Raw genomic sequence first — 15,978 nt, forward strand, 5'->3', positions numbered from 1 at the left:
TGAACACGATGTTGAAAAAAACCGTTCTCAACGCCGCCTTGCTGGCAGCGTTTGCCCTGGGCGGCACGGCCCTGGCCGCTCCCCTGCCCGCCTTGACGCAGCACGCCGAGGAACTGGCGCGCTTGCCCGGCGGTGGCTGGCTGGCGCTCGACAAGCATGGGCTGGCGCTGTTCGACGCGAATGGCCGCGAACTGGATCGTATAAAGGTGCGCGCCAAGCAGCTCGATACGCGCCTGAGCGGCGACAGTCTGCTGGCCGTTTTTCTCGACGCCGACACCCAGCGCCCGCTGCCGGTCACGGTGGACCTGCAAGCTGGCAAGCTGACGCGGCTGGCGCCGTTCCCCGAGGCCACCTTTTCGGTGGAAGCATCGTGTTTGTACCGCGACGCCCAGCAACTCGATCATCTGTTCCTGGTCGGCAAGGATGGCCAGGCCGAGCAGTGGGTGATGCAGGGCCAGCAGCGCCGCCTGGTACGGAAACTGGCCCTGCCGCCCCATGTAAAACATTGCCGCGTCGACGATGGCGCGCAGCGCCTGCTGGTCAGCGAAGGCAATCTGGGCGTATGGGCGTATGACGCCAACCCGGAAGGCATGGCCACGCGCGAGGCGGTCGCCCTGCGCGGGCCTTACGGCACGCTCAATGGCGGCGCCGGCGCGCTGGCTGTCTTGCCGGGCGGCATAGCCGTGCTCGACGCCAAAGCCGAGCAACTGCATCTGCTGGCCCGCAAGAACGGCAAATGGACGGCGCAGGCGCCGCAAACCGTCGCGCTGGACGCGCGCAAGGGCGACAGCCAGCTGGTGTGGGACGCCGGCAAGCTGCTGCTGCGCGGCAAGGACGGCTGGCAATCGCGCGCGCTGGCCTGGCAAGGCAAGCCCGAGGTACAGCCGCCGGTGGCGATCATCGAGCCGCAGGCACAGACCGAGCCGATGGCGCGCCAGGGCGACGCGGCCGACGATCCGGCCATCTGGCTGGCCGGCAATCCTGCCGACGCGCGCATCCTGGGCACGAATAAAAAGCAGGGCCTGCTGGTCTACGACCTGCGGGGAAAGCAGACGCAATTGCTGGAAGTGGGCAGGCTGAACAATGTCGACGTGCGCCAGGCAATCAACCTGAGTGGCACGACAGTCGACCTGGCGATCGCCACCCGCCGCGACGACAACAGCATGATGCTGTTTACGATTGCCGCCGATGGCCAAGTGCGGGAAGCGGCCAGCTTTGCCACTGGCCTGAAGGAAATCTACGGCATGTGCCTGTACCAGCCGAAATCGGGTGGCGTGGAAGCATTCATCAACGACAAGGACGGCACCTTCCAGCAGTACAGCATCGGCAGGAACGGCGGCCAGTTCACGGCCAGCCTGCTGCGCAGCTTCAAGGTCGCCACGCAGCCGGAAGGCTGCGTGGCCGACGACGCCAGCGGCCGTCTGTTCCTCGGTGAAGAAACGCGCGGCGTGTGGAGCACCTCGGCCGACGCGGCCAGGCCGGACGCCTTGAGCATGGTGCTGCCGGTCGGCCCGCAACTGGCGGCCGACGTGGAAGGCATGGCCCTCTACCACGGCCGCAACGGCGCGCCCAGTTACCTGGTGGTGTCCAGCCAGGGCGACAGCAGCTACGTGGTGCTCGACGCGGCCGCTCCCTACAAGGTGCGCGGGCGCTTCAGGGTCGGCTTCAACCTGCCGGCCGGCATCGACGGCACGTCCGAGACCGATGGCCTGGAAGTGAGCTCCGCCAACCTCGGTGGCGCGTATGCGCAGGGCATGCTGGTGATCCAGGACGGCTACAAGCGCTTGCCGGACGGGCCGCAGAACTTCAAGTATGTGGCGTGGCGGGATGTGGCGAGGGCGCTGAAGCTGGATTAATGGCGGCTGGGCACGCCTCAGCGATGCATCGGACTAATCCGATGCATCGCCGACCAGCGCGTCCATCAGCGAAAAAGCGTGGCCACATTCGGCGCAGCGCGCGCTGCCAAACAGGAACGGCAGGCGAAATGCGACGTCATCGAGGCAGGGCAAAGCGGCCGTCTGCGCCTTCAGCCAGACAAAGGCGGCGAGCTGGGCCGAGCTGTCGACCGGGCCGGCAATCACCGGCGCCGTTTTCGCCGATGGCGTGAATACAGGGTCTGCGGTGGCGGCGGACAATCCTTCCGGCACCGGCCAGACATACAGCTCAACCCCGCAGCCAGGGCAAGCCAGGGAGAACTCCTCGTCGGCAAATCCGCTCAAGACCCGCGCCGCGCCGGCAAATCCGGCAAAGGCGGTGGCGGCTTTGAGCAGGTAGATGCCGCTCAGCCTGTCCTCGGTCCGTGCCAGGTCGGCGACCGCCATGGCAAGCGCGGCCGGCACTGCGGCATGAAAAGCGGCGTCATAAGGGGATGGCTGCAATGGCTCGTCCAGGCGCATGCTTTCATGAATCGAAGCCGCCAGCGACAGCACGCCCGCGCGCACGTCCGGCGACGCCACTGCCGCCGCCACCGACACCAGGTGCGGGAATGCGGCGACCGACGCCGGGTAAATCGTGCCCTGGTGACAAATATGGCCATATAAATCGTCCAGGGCCTCGGCGTCTCCCTGTCGCAGGCTTTGCAGCAGCGCGGGGATTTTTTCAGCGCCGCCGTAAGCATCGGCCAGGCTGGCCCATGCCGCAGAGTGCAGGTCAAGTGGCGTTGTGTCAGTCGGTTTTTCCATGGCGCCAACTTAAACCATGGGTGCCGGATTGTCCAGCGCCGCACTTGACGTCAGGGCTATCGCTGTTTCATCTGGAAGATGGTGCGCACGGATTTATAGGCAACCAGGCGTTGAAGCTTGATTGATGCCGCACCATCACCGGCAGTGCCAACAATCTTGTCGGATTACGCGCAAGCGCTAATCCGACCTACTGTCCGGTCAGCGGGCAATGTTGCCGGATTACGATGCGATGAGCGGGCACATCGCGCAGGTCGGGTTAGCCCGCAGGGCGTAACCCGACAACATGGTTGACAAGGCCAATGGCATGGCCGCATTACCCCACCTGCACCCATCCACCCTGCTCCACCGAGCGCAGCGCAGTTTCCACCACTTTATCCACTTCATGGCCGTCGCGAAACGTCGGCCAGGTGTTCTGGCCGCTGGCGATCGCCTGCAGGAAGTCGCGCGCTTCGATCACGATCTGGTCGTTGTAGCCGGTGCCATGGCCCGGCCCTTGCGAAAACGCCAGGTAGTCGGGATGTGCCGGGCCGAGCAGCAGGCGCTGGAAGCCCTGGCGCTGCGCAGGGCGGCCGGCATCGTACAGCCACAGTTCGTTCTGGTTTTCCTGGTCGAAGGCGATCGCGCCTTTGGTGCCCGTGATGCGGTAGGCATAGCCCATCTTGCGGCCAGCCGCCACGCGGCTGAAGGTCAGCGCACCGAGCGCGCCGCTGGCAAAGCGCACCAGCAGGTTGCCCTGGTCGTCGTTTTCCACCGCCTCGTTGCCTGTCGGGCCCGTGCGCTGCGCATGCACCACGTTCATGTCGGCCACCAGCCTGTCGATGGGGCCGGCCAGGCGCAGCACGGCGTTGATCAGGTGCGAGCCGACATCGGCCAGCGCGCCGGCCCGGGTGGCGGTGGCCGCGCGCGTGCGCCACGACGCCGGCGCGCGCGGGTCGTGCAGATAGTCTTCCACGTGTTCGGCCTGCACATGGATGATTTCGCCGATTTCGCCCCCGTTGATGATCTGGCGTGCCAGCTGGCTGGCGGGCGTGCGGATATAGTTGAAGCCCACCATATTGACCACGCCCGCAGCCTCCGCCGCCTCGGCCAGCGACAGCGATTCGGCGGCCGACATGCCCAGCGGCTTTTCGCAAAACACGGGTTTGCCCAGCGCCAGCGCGGCCAGCACCATTTCCCTGTGCGTGTGCGGCGGCGTGGCGATAATGATGGCGTCGACCAGCGGGTCGTTGACCAGCGTGCGCCAGTCGCCGGTCGAGCGGTTCCAGCCCAGCTCCTGCGCACAGCGCGCGGCGCCCTCTTCGCTGCTGGTGCAGAGGCATTCGCAGACGGGCGTCAGTTCGGTCCGGAAGATGGTGCGCACGGATTTGCAGGCAATCGTGTGGGCCTTGCCCATATAGCCCGAGCCGATCAGGCCGATGCGGATGGTGTTTGTCATGAAGGTTCTCCCGTATGGAAATCGTCGGCTCAGGCTTGCTGGCGCCAATATTTGTCGTCAAGTGCCGCCTGCAGGCGCGCCGCCGGCCATTGTTCTTCCAGCGCCTGCAGCAGGATCTGCTGCTGCGTCTGCGGCGCCATGCCGCCGATCGGCGGGTCGCGGTCCAGGTTGCACGGAAACGCATAGCCTTCGGCGCAGGCGGCAATGGCGTGTCCGGTGGCCTCGACCGATAGCTGCCCCCGTGCTCTTAACGACAGCAGCGCCGGATACAGCGCCGCGCTCATGGCTTTGCGGTCCAGCGTTTCCATCGCGCGGCCAAACGCGGACGATACCTGCAGCAGGTTGGCCATGCGCCGGATGTCGGTTGACCGGTTGTGCCCGGCCGCATGGAACAGCGCCGGGTTGAAGAACACGGCGTCGCCCTTTGCCAGAGGCAACTGCACCTTGTGCTGCTCGAAATAGTCGCGGAAAGCGGGATTGTGATACGCCAGGTAGCCGGCGCGATACCGCTGCGAATACGGCAGATACAGCGTCGGCCCCGATTCCAGGGGCATGTCGCAGTGGGCCACGGCCCCTTGCAGGGTCAGCGCCGCCGACATCAGGTGCACATGGGCCGGATAAGCGGCGCTGCCTGCGGCGCTCTTGAAACCCAGGTGATAGTCGCGGTGCGCCGACTGCGCCGCGCCGCCGGGATTGACGACATTGACCTGCGCCGTCATCTGGTAGCCCGGTCCCAGCCAGGCCTGGCTGACCCAGGCCAGCACCGGATTGCCGTAATAGCGGGCAAAGGCGATGGGATCGCGCAGGCAAAGTTTTTGTTGCGCATTCCAGATGCGGTCGTTGGCGCCGGGCCGCGCGAAATGGTCGCCACTGGCGCTGCCGCTGGCATGCTGATCGGCAATCAGGTCGCGAAATACCTGGCTCACGTGATCGAGGATGGCGAGATCGTTCACGGCCCGCTGCAGCACGATCACGCCGGGACCGCCGGCCAGCGCGCGGCCCCATTCGGCCTGCACGGCGCGCAGGGCTGCGGGATCGGCCGCCTGCCGCCGCACGGCGTCGCAGTCATAGACCGGCACATTCGAGGCCACGCCGGCGGCGAACGGATAGTCGGCCAGCCGGGTCTGCTGGCTGGCCAGGGCGATAAACTCGTCCAGATCGCAATCTGTTCCGGCCAGCCAGAATGGCTCCGGCAGCGGCACGTTGCCTTGTCGAGCATGCATGAAGGTCTCCTTTTTTTATTTGCTGTACTATCAGTATAAGCAGGAAAACCAGCATTTTTTCTCGGAAAACCCCTCAAAAACCCGTCAGTTATGACCCATCCGTTTCCCCTGAAAGTCGTCGCGCTGCAGGCAGGCGTGAGCCTGGCCACCGTCGAGCGCGTCGTCAGGGGACGCGGCGGCGTGCATGCCACCACCGTGCGCCGCGTCACCCAGGCGCTCGATGAACTGGCGCGGCAGAGCGAGCAGGTCGGGCTGGCGGGCCGGAAATTCATGATCGATGTGCTGATGGTGGCGCCGCAGCGTTTTACGGACTCGGTGCGCGCGGCGCTGGAGGCCGAGCTGCCGTCGCTGCAGCCGGCCGTGCTGCGCTCGCGCTTTCACCTGCACGAGACGCTCGACAGCGAGCGCATCGTCGACTTGCTGGAGCGCCTGCGCAAGAATGGCAGCCACGGCGTGCTGCTCAAGGCGCCCGACCTGCCGCCGGTCACCGCCGCCGTCGACCGGCTGGCGGCGGCCGGCATTCCCGTCGTGACCCTGGTGACCGATCTGCCCGGGTCGAAGCGCAGCACCTATGTCGGCATGGACAACCGCGCCGCCGGCGAGACGGCAGCGTATCTGATCGGCCAGTGGATGGGCCGCGAAGCCAGACAGCAGGTGCTGGTAACGCTCAGCAGCAACCGCTATCACGGCGAGGAGGAACGCGAACTTGGTTTCCGCCGCGCATTGCGCGAGCGGCACCGGAATTTAGCCATCGTGGAAGTGAGCGAAGGCCATGGCATCGACCATGCCACCGGGCCGCTGGTGCGCCAGGCGTTGTTGGAGCATGCCGGCATCGCCGCCGTGTATTCGATCGGCGGCGGCAATGCGGCCATTATCGAGGCGTTCAAGCAGGCAAATCGTTCTTGCCAGGTATTTGTCGGCCACGACCTCGACACGGATAACCTGGCGCTGTTGCGCAGCGGCGCGCTCCACGCCGTGCTGCATCACGACCTGGGCCAGGACATGCGGCGCGCCTGCCAGGATATCCTGCGCGCGCAGGGCGCGCTGCCGCCGCTGAAGCAGGCGGCGGCGCTGTCGGCGATCCAGGTGGTGACGCCCTGGAATTTGCCGGTGCTGGCCGGACGCGGCTAAGTTGAGCGTTCCAGCGTATTTTGCAGTTACCCGTAACGGCGCAATTGCGGGGCTCGGACCCCGGCCCTTGCGGTTGGGTTACATCTCGACTGGCGGCTGCCACAACTCCACCTTGTTGCCTTCGGGATCGAGCACCCAGCCGAACTTGCCGTATTCGGATGCCTCGCTGTTGCCCAGCACATTGCAGCCTTCGGCGCGCAGGGCGTCCAGCAGTGCGTCGAGATCGTCGACACGGTAATTGATCATGAACGGCGCCGTGCCCGGCGCGTATGGATCGTCGTTTTCCGGCGATACATTCCAGATGGTGCTGCCGCCTGTGTCCTGCCACTGGAACGCCGCGCCGCCCCAGGCCTGCACGTCGATGCCAAGATGGGTCTGGTACCAGGCGCGCAGCGCTCGCGCGTCCTTGGCCTTGAAGAAAATGCCGCCGATGCCGGTGACGCGTTTCATGGGATGCTCCCGGTAAAAGTGATGAAATGGACATTATCCGTCCTGCCATTTCACCATAAATGCGCTGGACAGTCACGCGCCGGCCACCATTGCGCGCCGGCATATTAAAATGTCGCCCCATGACCTCGCCCGCCACCGCCTCTCCCCTTCCTGACAGCATCCTGCTGCCATCCCTGGCCGTCCTCGGCGGCCAGATTTCCGTCAACCTGGGGGCGGCGATCGCCAAGAACCTGTTTCCCGTGATCGGCGTGGAAGGCATCACGGCTTACCGCGTGGGGTTTTCGGCGCTGATCCTGCTGGCGATTTTCCGGCCGTGGCGTTTTGCCGTGACGCGCAAGGATGTGCTCAACCTGCTGGTGTACGGCACGGTGCTGGGCATGATGAACCTGCTGATCTACCGCGCATTTGCCCTCATTCCGATCGGCATTGCGGTGGCGATCGAAGTGACGGGGCCGCTGGCGGTGGCCATGCTGTCGTCGCGCCGCCCGCGCGACCTGCTGGCAGTGGCCTGCGCCGTGTTCGGCCTGTATCTGCTGCTGCCGCTGCAGGGCAGCCCGGGCAGCCTGAATCCCGTCGGCGTGGCCTACGCGCTGGGCGCTGCCACCTGCTGGGCGCTGTATATTATCTTCGGCAAGCGCGCTTCCTCGATGCAGGGTGGACAGGCGGTAGGCTGGGGCATGACGGTGGCGGCGCTGCTGACGGTGCCGATCGGCGCCGCCTATGCGGGCACGGCGCTGCTGTCGCCATCGCTGGCCTTGACGGGGCTGGCGATTGCCATGCTGTCGAGCGCACTGCCCTACTCGCTGGAAATCTTTGCCCTGCGCCGGCTGCCGCAAGGCGTGTTCGGCATGTTCAGCAGCGCCGCGCCCGCCGTCAGCGCGCTGGCCGCCATGGCGGTGCTGGGCGAGCATCTGAGCCTGGTCCAGTGGCTGGCCATCGGCTGCATCGTGTGTGCGTCGGCAATGGCGGCGCTGGGGGCGCAGTCGGGCAAATAGTGTCAATCGTTCTGCTGGCTTACACCTCAAAGCAAGGGCCGGGGTCAGACCCGGCGGGACTCGGCGTCCCCGTCTGCCGCCAGTGTTCCGCTGCGTCCCGGAACAGCGTTCGCGGCATGTTACGTCAGCAAACCCGCCTCCCTGTAAAATGCGACATCGCATCCACGCAATATTGCCGGACCATGACTACCTTATTCCCGCGTCAGCTTGCCTGTCATCTTCTGCTCGTCCTGGGCGCACTGTTCGCTGCGCACTCTCATGCGGCGCCCGTCGCCGCCCTGAAAGGCGACCCCGTCGCCGGGAAACGAGCATTTTATCGCTGCGCCTCCTGCCACCAGGTGGGGCCATCGGCACGCGCCGGCTTCGGTCCGAAGCTGACGGGCATCATCGGCCGCAAGGCGGGCTCGACGACCGACTACCGCTATTCGGTCGCCATGAAGAACGCCAATATCGTCTGGACCGAACAGAACCTGGCCGGCTTCCTGACAGCACCCAGCGATTTTATTCCGGGCAATAACATGCGCTTCTGGGGCATCGGCAATGCGCAGCAGATGGCCGATCTGCTGGCATATCTGCGCACGCAATAATCACGTGGCAGCCAACTGCCTGTACATGATGGTGGTGGCGTCCAGCCTGCCGCCTTCCGGCTCCAGCGCGTAGCCTGGTATCACCCCCGCCACCCGGTAGCCCAGTGACAGATACAGCGGTTCGGCATGGTCGTCGGTGCGCGTGTCCAGGGTCAGCAGGTTGCGCGGCAGCGCCCGCGCCCGCGCTTCCACGGCCAGCATCAGCTGGCGCGCAATGCCGCGCCGGCGAAACTGCGGGTGCACCAGCAGCTTGCGCACTTCGGCCCGGTGCGCCTGATTGGCCGGCGTGTCCCAGTCGAGCTGGACGGCGCCGGCAATCTCCCCATCGAGTTCCGCCACCAGCAGCAATCGCACGCCGCGCGCCACGGCCGGCAGCACATTGCCGGTCCAGAACGCCTGGCTGTCTGCCGGCCCGAACGGCAGGATAAAACCGATGCTGGCGCCGTCGTGCACGCAGGCATGCAGCAATTCGCTCAGTTGCGGCAGGCGCGCCGTGATGGCGGCGGGGTCCAGCGTGGCGATACACACAGTCATGGCAGGCTCACACGATAAAAAGAAAATAGCGGGCGCCGCTGTCTGGCGGCGTGTCGAAGGCGCTGGGGCCGGACAGCTGGTAACGCAGGCAGTCGCCGGCAAGCAAGGCATGGGCCTGGCCATCGACGGCGACGGTCAGCTTGCCTTCCTGCAGCAGCAGATGGTGTTCCAGGCCGGGCCGCGGCGAAGCGGCATAGGCGATATGGGCGCCAGCGTCGAGTTCGCATTCGAGCGCTTCGCCGGCCAGCGCCTGCGACGGCGGCGACACGGAACGGCGCCGGAAACCCGTCTGCGGATCGCTCCAGACCGGTTGCTCGGCGCGCCGCAATAAAGGCGCAAACTCGTCTTCCACCATGCGCAGCAGGCGCGACATCGGCATGCCGTACACGGCGCACAGCCGGCCCAGCACGCTGGTGGTCGGACTGACTTCGGCGTTCTCCAGCCGGGACAGGGTGGCACGGCTGACCTGGCTTTGCGTGGCCAGCTGGTCCAGCGACCAGCCCTGCTCCATGCGCAGCTGACGCAGGCGCTGGGCCAGGCGCAGTTCGGTGCTGTCTGCTTGTGTCATCATGTTTTCCATATACGGGAATTTATTCCATAAATGGAAAATCGGCAAGCGCTGCCGATTACCGTTGCGCAACGCACAGACTCATCTGGCGCGCGCTGCGAGCATGGATCATCGATCTTTACTGGAGCCAGCCATGTCCGACACGCCAGCCATTCCCCAGCCACGCCAGGGCCAGGCGCCCGCCAAATTGCAGCGCGACGAATTCCATCTGCAATTCATCCGCTCGTTTGCCGACCCCACGTTCGACAGCGTGCGCGAGGCGCTGCGGCAAGTCGAGGACGTCGCCTGGAACAATTACAAGGACAGCCGCAAGGCGCCCGTCACGCAAAAAGCGGGACCGGGCTTTGCCGATCCCGACTACGATCTGTCCGTGGAATGGAAAGACACGCGCGACCGCCTGCTGGCCGCCGAAGCGCAGCAAAAAGATCCTGCCACGCGTTCGCGCGTGCTGCTGATCTGCGCCTCGGCGCGCAATGACGGCACCTGCCCCGGAGAAATCTCGAAGACCTGGCGCATGGCGCAGTGGGCGCGCGAGATCCTGGAAGCCGATGGCATCGAGGTGGACCTGCTCGACCTGAGCCTGCTGACGTCTTCCTACGACCTGCATATCCACCCGTGCAAGGGCTGCGCCTCGACCGCCATGCCGCTGTGCCATTGGCCCTGCAGCTGCTATCCGAATCATGGCGAACGCCAGGTCAACGACTGGATGGCCAGCATCTACGAGCAATGGGTGGCCGCGCATGGCGTGATCATCATGACGCCCGTCTACTGGTACCAGACGCCAGGCGTGCTGAAACAGATGATCGACCGGCTGGTGTGCGCCGACGGCGGCAATCCCGACCCCACCTCCACGCACGGCAAGAAGGCGGTCGAGGCGAAGGAACTGGAACTGAAAGGCTGGGACTATCCCAAGCACCTGGCCGGGCGCGCCTACGGCCTGGTGGTGCACGGCGACGTGGCCGGCATCGAGGGCGTGCGGCGCGGCCTGTCGGACTGGCTCGACTGGATGGGCCTGGTTGCGGCCGGCGCCAAGGCGCGCCTGGACCGCTTTATCGGCTACTACGAAAGCTATGCCGCCAGCCACGAGACGCTGGACCGCGACCTGGAAATGCAGGAAGAGGTGCGCAACGTGGCGCGCGCCGTGGCCGAGGCCGTCAAGCGGCAGCGCGCCGGTACGCTGGCGCCGCCCGATGCGCAGCTCACGCCACCACGGCCCAAGTAAGGCAAGCAAACACCGCTTGCGCCAAAACCAGGCAGGACTACAATGAATATGACATCATCCGCGCGAGGGCCTATGCCGATATTGCTGAATGCTTCCCAAGAAGACGCCTCGTTCAGGAGCGGTCCGGGCAGTCATGCAGGCTTGTCCACCAGCAGCCTGCCCCTTTCCGCCCGGCCGCTGCGCGTGGCGCTGGTCGGCGCCAGCCTGCCGATGCGTTTGTCGAGTGACCTGCGCGGCAGCAGCACGATGCCTGCCTGCGACGTGGTGCGCGTGTCGGACAGCGTGGCCGACGCGGCGCGCAGCCTGCGCCAGGCCGCCATCGATATCGTGCTGATCGAAATCGGCGAGGTCGACGACAGTGTGCTGCCGCATGTCGACGCCATCCGGCGGGTGGCCGCGGACGGCGCCATGCTGGTGGTGCTGTACCACTTCGGCGCCAGCACCACGCTGGAACAGCTGCGCATGCACGACTGCCTGCTGGCGCGCGAACCGGCCTCGCCCGCCGATATCCTGCGCCTGTGCGCCACCTCGATGAGAAAGGCCGAGCGCCCTGCGGCGCCCGAGCTGTCATCGCTGCTGCCTGCGCCGACCACGCCCGAGCCCGGCTACACACCGGTGCCGCCTTCGCGTTTCGACCACGCCGCGCTGCGCGCCATCAGCGACGCGGCCAGCGCCGTACAATGCGAATGCCCGCGCCACCTGGCCGATATCCTGGCCATGCTGGGCAGTTTCGAGCGTTACAGCCAGCAATGCGTAGGGCGCAATCCGCAAGACTCGCTGCTGCACCGGGAACTGGCCCATGCGGCAGGCCGGGCACGCGCTATCCTGGAGCAGGCCCTGGTCAAGCTGGCCCGCTCCGAAGGCTTGCCCCTTCCCGGCGAGGAGGCACCCGAACGCCCTGCCTGAGCCGATCATTGCGGGACAACCGGCCGTATACTTCGTACAATGAGGGTCCGTCGAACATATCCCGGATACTCTCATGCATTTCTCTAACTGGCTGCTGTTTTGCGGCGTTGCCCTGCTTGTCACGTTTTCGCCCGGCCCGGCCGTGCTGCTCGCCATTTCCAATGCGATTGCCGTCGGCCCGCGCCGCGCCATGATCAGCAGCCTGGGCAATGGCGTCGGCCTGTTTATTATTTCCGGCGTGGCCATGGCCGGCATGGGCGTGGTGCTGGCCACCTCGGCTACCGCCTTCATGTTGCTGAAACTGGCCGGTGCGCTGTATCTGGTGTACCTGGGCATCAAGCAGTGGCGCAGCAAGACCAGCATCGTGGCCGCGCCGAGCGCGGCACCGCAGGCGCGCGCAGCGGACCCGAATTCCAACGCAAGACTGTTCCGCCAGGGGTTGACGGTAGCGCTGACCAACCCGAAAGCGATCCTGTTCTTCTCGGCGCTGTTCCCGCAGTTTATCGCCCCCGGCGAGCCGGTGGGGATCCAGTTTGCCGTGCTGACCACCTCGTTCGTCGCCTGCGCCATGCTGGCCCATCTGGTCTACGCCAACCTGGCGCGCCTGCTGAAAAGCCAGCTCGCCAGCCCCGGCCGCGCCAGGTTGTTCAATCGCATCTCGGGCGGCGCCTTCGTGCTGCTGGGATTGAGCTTGCTGCGCCTGCGCAGCAAGGCCGCTTAAGCGCGCAGGAACGCCTCGATGCTGGCCGCCAAAGCCAGCGGCGTTTCATTCATCGGATAGTGTCCCGAATTGGCCAGCACCTCCAGCCTGGCATGCGGATACCACGCCAGGGTCGTGCGCCGCATCAGGGCCGCATCGAAGCGCGGATCGTGCTCGCCCGTCAGCACCAGCAGCGGCACCTGAAATGCGGCCGCTTTCACATCAGCACTGAAATCCATGCCGGCCCACGCCAGGAAACTGGCGGCAAACGCGGCCTGGTCGGAATGCTCCCAGGAATATCGCGCCTTCCAGTCCAGCCACGCGGGCGGCAGGCGGCCGCCTGTGCTGCGGTCGATAATCGCGCGCCGCGCCGCCACGCTGCCGGCGGCGGCGAGAAACTGCGCCCTGGCGGTGGCGTCGAGCGGCACGCCGCCACTGGGCACGGGCGCCACGGCCACCAGCTTGCGCACGCGCCCGGGCGCCAGCAGGGCCAGCTGTTCCATCGCCATGCCGCCCATCGAGTGGCCGATCACGCTGAAGGTGTCCAGGCCCAGGCTATCTGCCAGCACCAGCGCATCGCGCGCCGTTTCCGCCATCGTATGGCTGCCCGCCACACCGCGCATGCGGCCATAGCCGCGGCTGTCCATGAAGATATAGCTGAAGGCATTGCCGTCCAGGCCCGCTTCCATCGGCGCGAACGCGCGCGCGTCGCCGAACCAGCCATGCTGCACGAGGACGCCATGCGCGCCGTTGCCATGACGATGATAGGTGTTGATCATGTGTGCCCTTGCAGATAAAAAAGGGCTGATGGTAAGCGCGGTGGCGCTGGCCCGCTTCCGGCAGCGGGTCAAATACTGTAGAGTTCGGGCCATGCCCGACTTTTATACCGAGGTGCCACGCGCGCTGATCGCCACCGCGCGAGACTATGCCGCCGGCACGCAGTTCCCCAGCCACCGCCATGCGCGCGGCCAGTTTGCGTATGCGTCCTGCGGCGCCATCAGTGTCCATACGCCGCAAGGCAACTGGCTGGTGCCGCCACAGCGCGCCTGCTGGCTGCCGCCAGGCATGGCACACGGCATGCGCATGCACGGCGCGGTGACCATGCTCAATATTTTTATCGACAGCGAAGCGGGCCGCGCGGCCGGCCTGCCGGCGCATTGCCAGGTGCTCGACGCCACGCCGCTGCTGCGCCAGTTGCTGGGCGAAGCGGTCAGGATCGACGCCCTGTATGCGCACGAGTCGCGCGCCGGGCGCCTGATGGCCTTGCTGCTCGATGAAATCGCCGCCATGCCGGCGCTGCCCCTGAACGCGCCCCTGCCACAGGATGCGCGGCTGGCGCGGCTATGCACCAGCCTGTTCCATGAACCGCAACGGCAGGGCGATCTCGATGCCGCGGCGGCCCAGGCCGGCATGAGCCGGCGCACCTTTACGCGGCTGTTCCGCGCCCAGACCGGGCTCGGCTTCGCACAGTGGCGCCAGCAGGCGCGTCTGCTGGCGGCCGTGGCGCGGCTGGCCGACGGACAGCCCGTCACGCGCGTGGCACTGGACCTGGGCTATGCCAGCCCCAGCGCCTTTACGGCCGCGTTCCGGCGCGTGCTGGGCGAGGTGCCCAGCGCCTATCAGCCTTGAGCCATGACCGTGCTGATCCGCTGCGCAATGGCCTGCGCCAGCTGCCCGATATGGTAGCCATCGACAAAACCGTGATGCGCCTGCACCGAAAACGGTAGCGCCATGCGCCCGTCCCTGGCGGGTCCGAACTTGCCCCAGCTGATGCAGGGAATATCGGCGTCCGCATGGCGGTAGACCGGATGTTCGATCGACGTCAGGTCCAGCCACGGCAGGCTGGTGATAAAGATATTGTTGCGCTGCTCGCGCACGCTCTCCCCTTCGCCCGTATTGATCAGCATTGAACTGGCTTCGGCAATGCGCTTGGCGGCCAGGCTGCGTTCGACGAACAGCTCCAGCTCATCCGTCATTTCGAAACGCGTGTAGTTCAGGTTGTTATCGTCATTGATCACCGTGTAGGACGCGGGAAAATCATCGATCCTGATCACTTCCCCTTCATGAATGCGGTACATGAAGTTATCGCTTTCCTTCACCGTGTTGAGCACGCAATACAGGAAAAAGTGAAACACGGGGATCTGGCGCGCCCGGCACCAGGGGCGGAAGTCCGGCACGTCGAGCTGGAAACAGAGATTGACGAGTGGATTGTCAAACGAGCGGAACAGCTCATAGCGGTCGCGCCGCTTTTCAAAATTTTTCATGCGGCGAGTGTAGACGATCGCCATGCCGGCGAGCAAGTATCATCGTCAAGCCTGCAAGCTCCGTTGCACGCGCCAGGCCAGCGGCAAGGTCAGCAGCAGCAAGGCGGCCAGCATCAGCAGCGCCGCCGGCACGCCGATGACGTCGCCCAGCGCCCCGAACAGCACCGGCGCGACCGCGCCACCGCCTATGCTGCCGGTATAGAACAACGCAAACGCCTGCTCGCGCCTGCCGGGCGCAGCCAGTTCCGGCACCATGCCGTACAGCACCGACGAAGTGCCATTCAGCGCCAGTCCCAGCAAAGGCAGCATGGCCATGATGGCGGCCAGCGGCAGCCACAGAGCCAGCACGATCAGCACAGACGTCATCGATTCGGTCAGCCAGACGGTTTTCATCATGCTGATGCGTGCCCCCAGATAGCCGCACAGCAGCTTGCCGAAGGCGCCGCCGACGAACAGCAGCGACAGGGCCAAGCCGATACCGGCCGTGCCGGCGCCCTTGCTTTTCAACAGGAATGGCAGAAAGGTGAGAAAGCCCATGCGCACCGCGCTGTCGAGCGTGCCGGTGGCCAGCAGCGCATGAAAGCCGCCTGCCGATCCGTTCCGCGTGCTCGGCTTGAGCACTGTTGCCTGGCTGGCTGGCACCTCGCCCGGCCTGGGCAGCAGCCGCCACAGCAAGGCGGCGGCGGCCAGGCCCAGCAGCCCCAGCAGCCCGACGCTGGCCTGCCAGCTGCATGCCAGCAGCAGCAGGCCCACCAGCGCGGGAATCAGGGTCTTGCCGATATCGCCGGCAAAATTGTAGTGCGACAGCGCCTCCTTCACGCCGCCGCCCGCTTCGTGCGTATCGGTGACGATCGACGAGGCCAGTGGATGCTGCACGCTGGCACCGAGGCCGCCCAGCAGCAGCGCCATCAGCAATACCGACAGACCGCCTGCCAGCCCGGCCAGCAGATAGGCCAGGCCCGCCAGCGCCGTGCCGGCCACCAGCATGCGTTCGCGCCCCCAGCGCCTGGCCATGCGGCTGGCCAATAATTGAAAACCGGCCATCATGCCCGAATACGATGCGCGCAACAGCCCCACCATGGCATAGCTGAGGGCAAACTGAGTCTGCCAGATCGGCAGCAGGACATAGATCGCGTCCGTCAGGCCGTCATGGACGGCGTGGGCGCCGCAAGCGGCGAACAGCGAGCGGCGGCGCATCGATCGATCGTCGCCGGACATGGCAGGTACGGAAACAGGCGTTGCGGCGGGCGCGTCGGTCATGGCGAGACAGGGGCGGGCTAGG

Annotated in this window: 17 protein-coding genes; 8 read left to right on the top strand and 9 right to left on the bottom strand. The window is 66.0% G+C overall.

The features are described 5' to 3' along the window. Positions 1–8: 8 nt before the first annotated feature. Positions 9–1,856, top strand: coding sequence for a phytase (locus RTQ46_RS09725; RefSeq protein WP_312436206.1), 1,848 nt, complete (start codon positions 9–11; stop codon positions 1,854–1,856). Positions 1,857–1,889: 33 nt separating this feature from the next. Here RTQ46_RS09725 and RTQ46_RS09730 read toward each other — a convergent pair whose 3' ends face one another. The 3 genes from RTQ46_RS09730 to RTQ46_RS09740 form a co-directional block, all read right to left on the bottom strand. Then, positions 1,890–2,681, bottom strand: a complete 792-nt coding sequence (locus RTQ46_RS09730) for a hypothetical protein (protein WP_312436208.1) — start codon at positions 2,679–2,681, stop codon at positions 1,890–1,892. A gap of 313 nt (positions 2,682–2,994) precedes the next feature. Next, positions 2,995–4,116 carry a Gfo/Idh/MocA family oxidoreductase gene (locus tag RTQ46_RS09735; protein WP_312436209.1) on the bottom strand — a complete coding sequence of 374 codons (1,122 nt, stop codon included), beginning with the start codon at positions 4,114–4,116 and terminating at the stop codon, positions 2,995–2,997. A gap of 29 nt (positions 4,117–4,145) precedes the next feature. Further along, positions 4,146–5,339 carry a phytanoyl-CoA dioxygenase family protein gene (locus tag RTQ46_RS09740; protein ID WP_312436210.1) on the bottom strand — a complete coding sequence of 398 codons (1,194 nt, stop codon included), beginning with the start codon at positions 5,337–5,339 and terminating at the stop codon, positions 4,146–4,148. Between the two features lie 90 nt (positions 5,340–5,429). Here RTQ46_RS09740 and RTQ46_RS09745 point away from each other — a divergent pair, with 90 nt between their 5' ends. Then, complete coding sequence (locus RTQ46_RS09745) at positions 5,430–6,470, top strand: LacI family DNA-binding transcriptional regulator (RefSeq protein ID WP_312436212.1); 1,041 nt, start codon at positions 5,430–5,432, stop codon at positions 6,468–6,470. A gap of 78 nt (positions 6,471–6,548) precedes the next feature. Here the strand turns inward: RTQ46_RS09745 and RTQ46_RS09750 are convergent, their stop codons facing one another. After that, positions 6,549–6,920, bottom strand: coding sequence for a VOC family protein (locus RTQ46_RS09750; protein ID WP_312436213.1), 372 nt, complete (start codon positions 6,918–6,920; stop codon positions 6,549–6,551). A 119-nt stretch (positions 6,921–7,039) separates the two neighbouring features. Here RTQ46_RS09750 and RTQ46_RS09755 point away from each other — a divergent pair, with 119 nt between their 5' ends. After that, positions 7,040–7,915 (top strand): EamA family transporter, encoded by an 876-nt coding sequence (locus tag RTQ46_RS09755; protein ID WP_312436215.1) that lies wholly within the window; start codon positions 7,040–7,042, stop codon positions 7,913–7,915. Between the two features lie 182 nt (positions 7,916–8,097). After that, positions 8,098–8,502: a cytochrome c family protein gene (locus tag RTQ46_RS09760; protein ID WP_312436217.1), complete on the top strand. Its 405-nt coding sequence runs from the start codon at positions 8,098–8,100 to the stop codon at positions 8,500–8,502. On the opposite strand, the gene RTQ46_RS09765 is transcribed toward RTQ46_RS09760, so the two are convergent. Continuing rightward, the gene (locus tag RTQ46_RS09765; protein WP_312436218.1) at positions 8,503–9,036 is read right to left on the bottom strand and encodes a GNAT family N-acetyltransferase; all 534 of its coding nucleotides are present in this window, start codon (positions 9,034–9,036) and stop codon (positions 8,503–8,505) included. A 7-nt stretch (positions 9,037–9,043) separates the two neighbouring features. Beyond that, entirely contained in the window at positions 9,044–9,616 is a 573-nt protein-coding gene (locus RTQ46_RS09770; protein ID WP_312436220.1) for a helix-turn-helix domain-containing protein, read from the bottom strand. 121 nt (positions 9,617–9,737) lie between these two features. Between RTQ46_RS09770 and RTQ46_RS09775 the strand changes: the two genes are divergently transcribed. From RTQ46_RS09775 to RTQ46_RS09785, 3 genes are all read left to right on the top strand, one after another. Beyond that, a complete protein-coding gene (locus tag RTQ46_RS09775; RefSeq protein WP_312436221.1) occupies positions 9,738–10,826 on the top strand; it encodes a flavodoxin family protein in 1,089 nt (362 codons plus the stop codon). A gap of 72 nt (positions 10,827–10,898) precedes the next feature. After that, entirely contained in the window at positions 10,899–11,732 is an 834-nt protein-coding gene (locus tag RTQ46_RS09780) for a MerR family transcriptional regulator (RefSeq protein WP_312436223.1), read from the top strand. Positions 11,733–11,805: 73 nt separating this feature from the next. Beyond that, the gene (locus RTQ46_RS09785) at positions 11,806–12,453 is read left to right on the top strand and encodes a LysE family transporter (protein ID WP_312436224.1); all 648 of its coding nucleotides are present in this window, start codon (positions 11,806–11,808) and stop codon (positions 12,451–12,453) included. Here RTQ46_RS09785 and RTQ46_RS09790 read toward each other — a convergent pair. Continuing rightward, positions 12,450–13,211: an alpha/beta hydrolase gene (locus RTQ46_RS09790; protein WP_312436225.1), complete on the bottom strand. Its 762-nt coding sequence runs from the start codon at positions 13,209–13,211 to the stop codon at positions 12,450–12,452. The genes RTQ46_RS09785 and RTQ46_RS09790 overlap by 4 nt on opposite strands. A 91-nt stretch (positions 13,212–13,302) precedes the next feature. Here RTQ46_RS09790 and RTQ46_RS09795 point away from each other — a divergent pair, with 91 nt between their 5' ends. Then, on the top strand, positions 13,303–14,061 hold the full coding sequence (locus RTQ46_RS09795) for a helix-turn-helix transcriptional regulator (protein ID WP_312436226.1): 759 nt from the start codon (positions 13,303–13,305) through the stop codon (positions 14,059–14,061). On the opposite strand, the gene RTQ46_RS09800 is transcribed toward RTQ46_RS09795, so the two are convergent. Then, positions 14,052–14,696: a CatA-like O-acetyltransferase gene (locus RTQ46_RS09800; RefSeq protein ID WP_312436227.1), complete on the bottom strand. Its 645-nt coding sequence runs from the start codon at positions 14,694–14,696 to the stop codon at positions 14,052–14,054. The genes RTQ46_RS09795 and RTQ46_RS09800 overlap by 10 nt on opposite strands. A 45-nt stretch (positions 14,697–14,741) precedes the next feature. After that, positions 14,742–15,956 (bottom strand): MFS transporter, encoded by a 1,215-nt coding sequence (locus RTQ46_RS09805; protein ID WP_409518313.1) that lies wholly within the window; start codon positions 15,954–15,956, stop codon positions 14,742–14,744. Positions 15,957–15,978: the final 22 nt, after the last annotated feature.

The organism is Janthinobacterium sp. (assembly GCF_031995485.1).
Classification (GTDB): Bacteria; Pseudomonadota; Gammaproteobacteria; order Burkholderiales; family Burkholderiaceae_D; genus Janthinobacterium.

Excerpts from the sequence above, each read along its gene's own strand:
- RTQ46_RS09785 (WP_312436224.1), top strand. The coding sequence starts at position 11,806 with ATGCATTTCTCTAACTGGCTGCTGTTTTGCGGCGTTGCCCTGCTTGTC.
- RTQ46_RS09780 (WP_312436223.1), top strand. The coding sequence starts at position 10,899 with ATGCCGATATTGCTGAATGCTTCCCAAGAAGACGCCTCGTTCAGGAGC.
- RTQ46_RS09775 (WP_312436221.1), top strand. The coding sequence starts at position 9,738 with ATGTCCGACACGCCAGCCATTCCCCAGCCACGCCAGGGCCAGGCGCCC.
- RTQ46_RS09795 (WP_312436226.1), top strand. The coding sequence starts at position 13,303 with ATGCCCGACTTTTATACCGAGGTGCCACGCGCGCTGATCGCCACCGCG.
- RTQ46_RS09805 (WP_409518313.1), bottom strand. The coding sequence starts at position 15,956 with ATGACCGACGCGCCCGCCGCAACGCCTGTTTCCGTACCTGCCATGTCC.
- RTQ46_RS09770 (WP_312436220.1), bottom strand. The coding sequence starts at position 9,616 with ATGGAAAACATGATGACACAAGCAGACAGCACCGAACTGCGCCTGGCC.
- RTQ46_RS09750 (WP_312436213.1), bottom strand. The coding sequence starts at position 6,920 with ATGAAACGCGTCACCGGCATCGGCGGCATTTTCTTCAAGGCCAAGGAC.
- RTQ46_RS09735 (WP_312436209.1), bottom strand. The coding sequence starts at position 4,116 with ATGACAAACACCATCCGCATCGGCCTGATCGGCTCGGGCTATATGGGC.
- RTQ46_RS09730 (WP_312436208.1), bottom strand. The coding sequence starts at position 2,681 with ATGGAAAAACCGACTGACACAACGCCACTTGACCTGCACTCTGCGGCA.
- RTQ46_RS09755 (WP_312436215.1), top strand. The coding sequence starts at position 7,040 with ATGACCTCGCCCGCCACCGCCTCTCCCCTTCCTGACAGCATCCTGCTG.
- RTQ46_RS09760 (WP_312436217.1), top strand. The coding sequence starts at position 8,098 with ATGACTACCTTATTCCCGCGTCAGCTTGCCTGTCATCTTCTGCTCGTC.
- RTQ46_RS09725 (WP_312436206.1), top strand. The coding sequence starts at position 9 with ATGTTGAAAAAAACCGTTCTCAACGCCGCCTTGCTGGCAGCGTTTGCC.
- RTQ46_RS09745 (WP_312436212.1), top strand. The coding sequence starts at position 5,430 with ATGACCCATCCGTTTCCCCTGAAAGTCGTCGCGCTGCAGGCAGGCGTG.
- RTQ46_RS09740 (WP_312436210.1), bottom strand. The coding sequence starts at position 5,339 with ATGCATGCTCGACAAGGCAACGTGCCGCTGCCGGAGCCATTCTGGCTG.
- RTQ46_RS09765 (WP_312436218.1), bottom strand. The coding sequence starts at position 9,036 with ATGACTGTGTGTATCGCCACGCTGGACCCCGCCGCCATCACGGCGCGC.
- RTQ46_RS09790 (WP_312436225.1), bottom strand. The coding sequence starts at position 13,211 with ATGATCAACACCTATCATCGTCATGGCAACGGCGCGCATGGCGTCCTC.
- RTQ46_RS09800 (WP_312436227.1), bottom strand. The coding sequence starts at position 14,696 with ATGAAAAATTTTGAAAAGCGGCGCGACCGCTATGAGCTGTTCCGCTCG.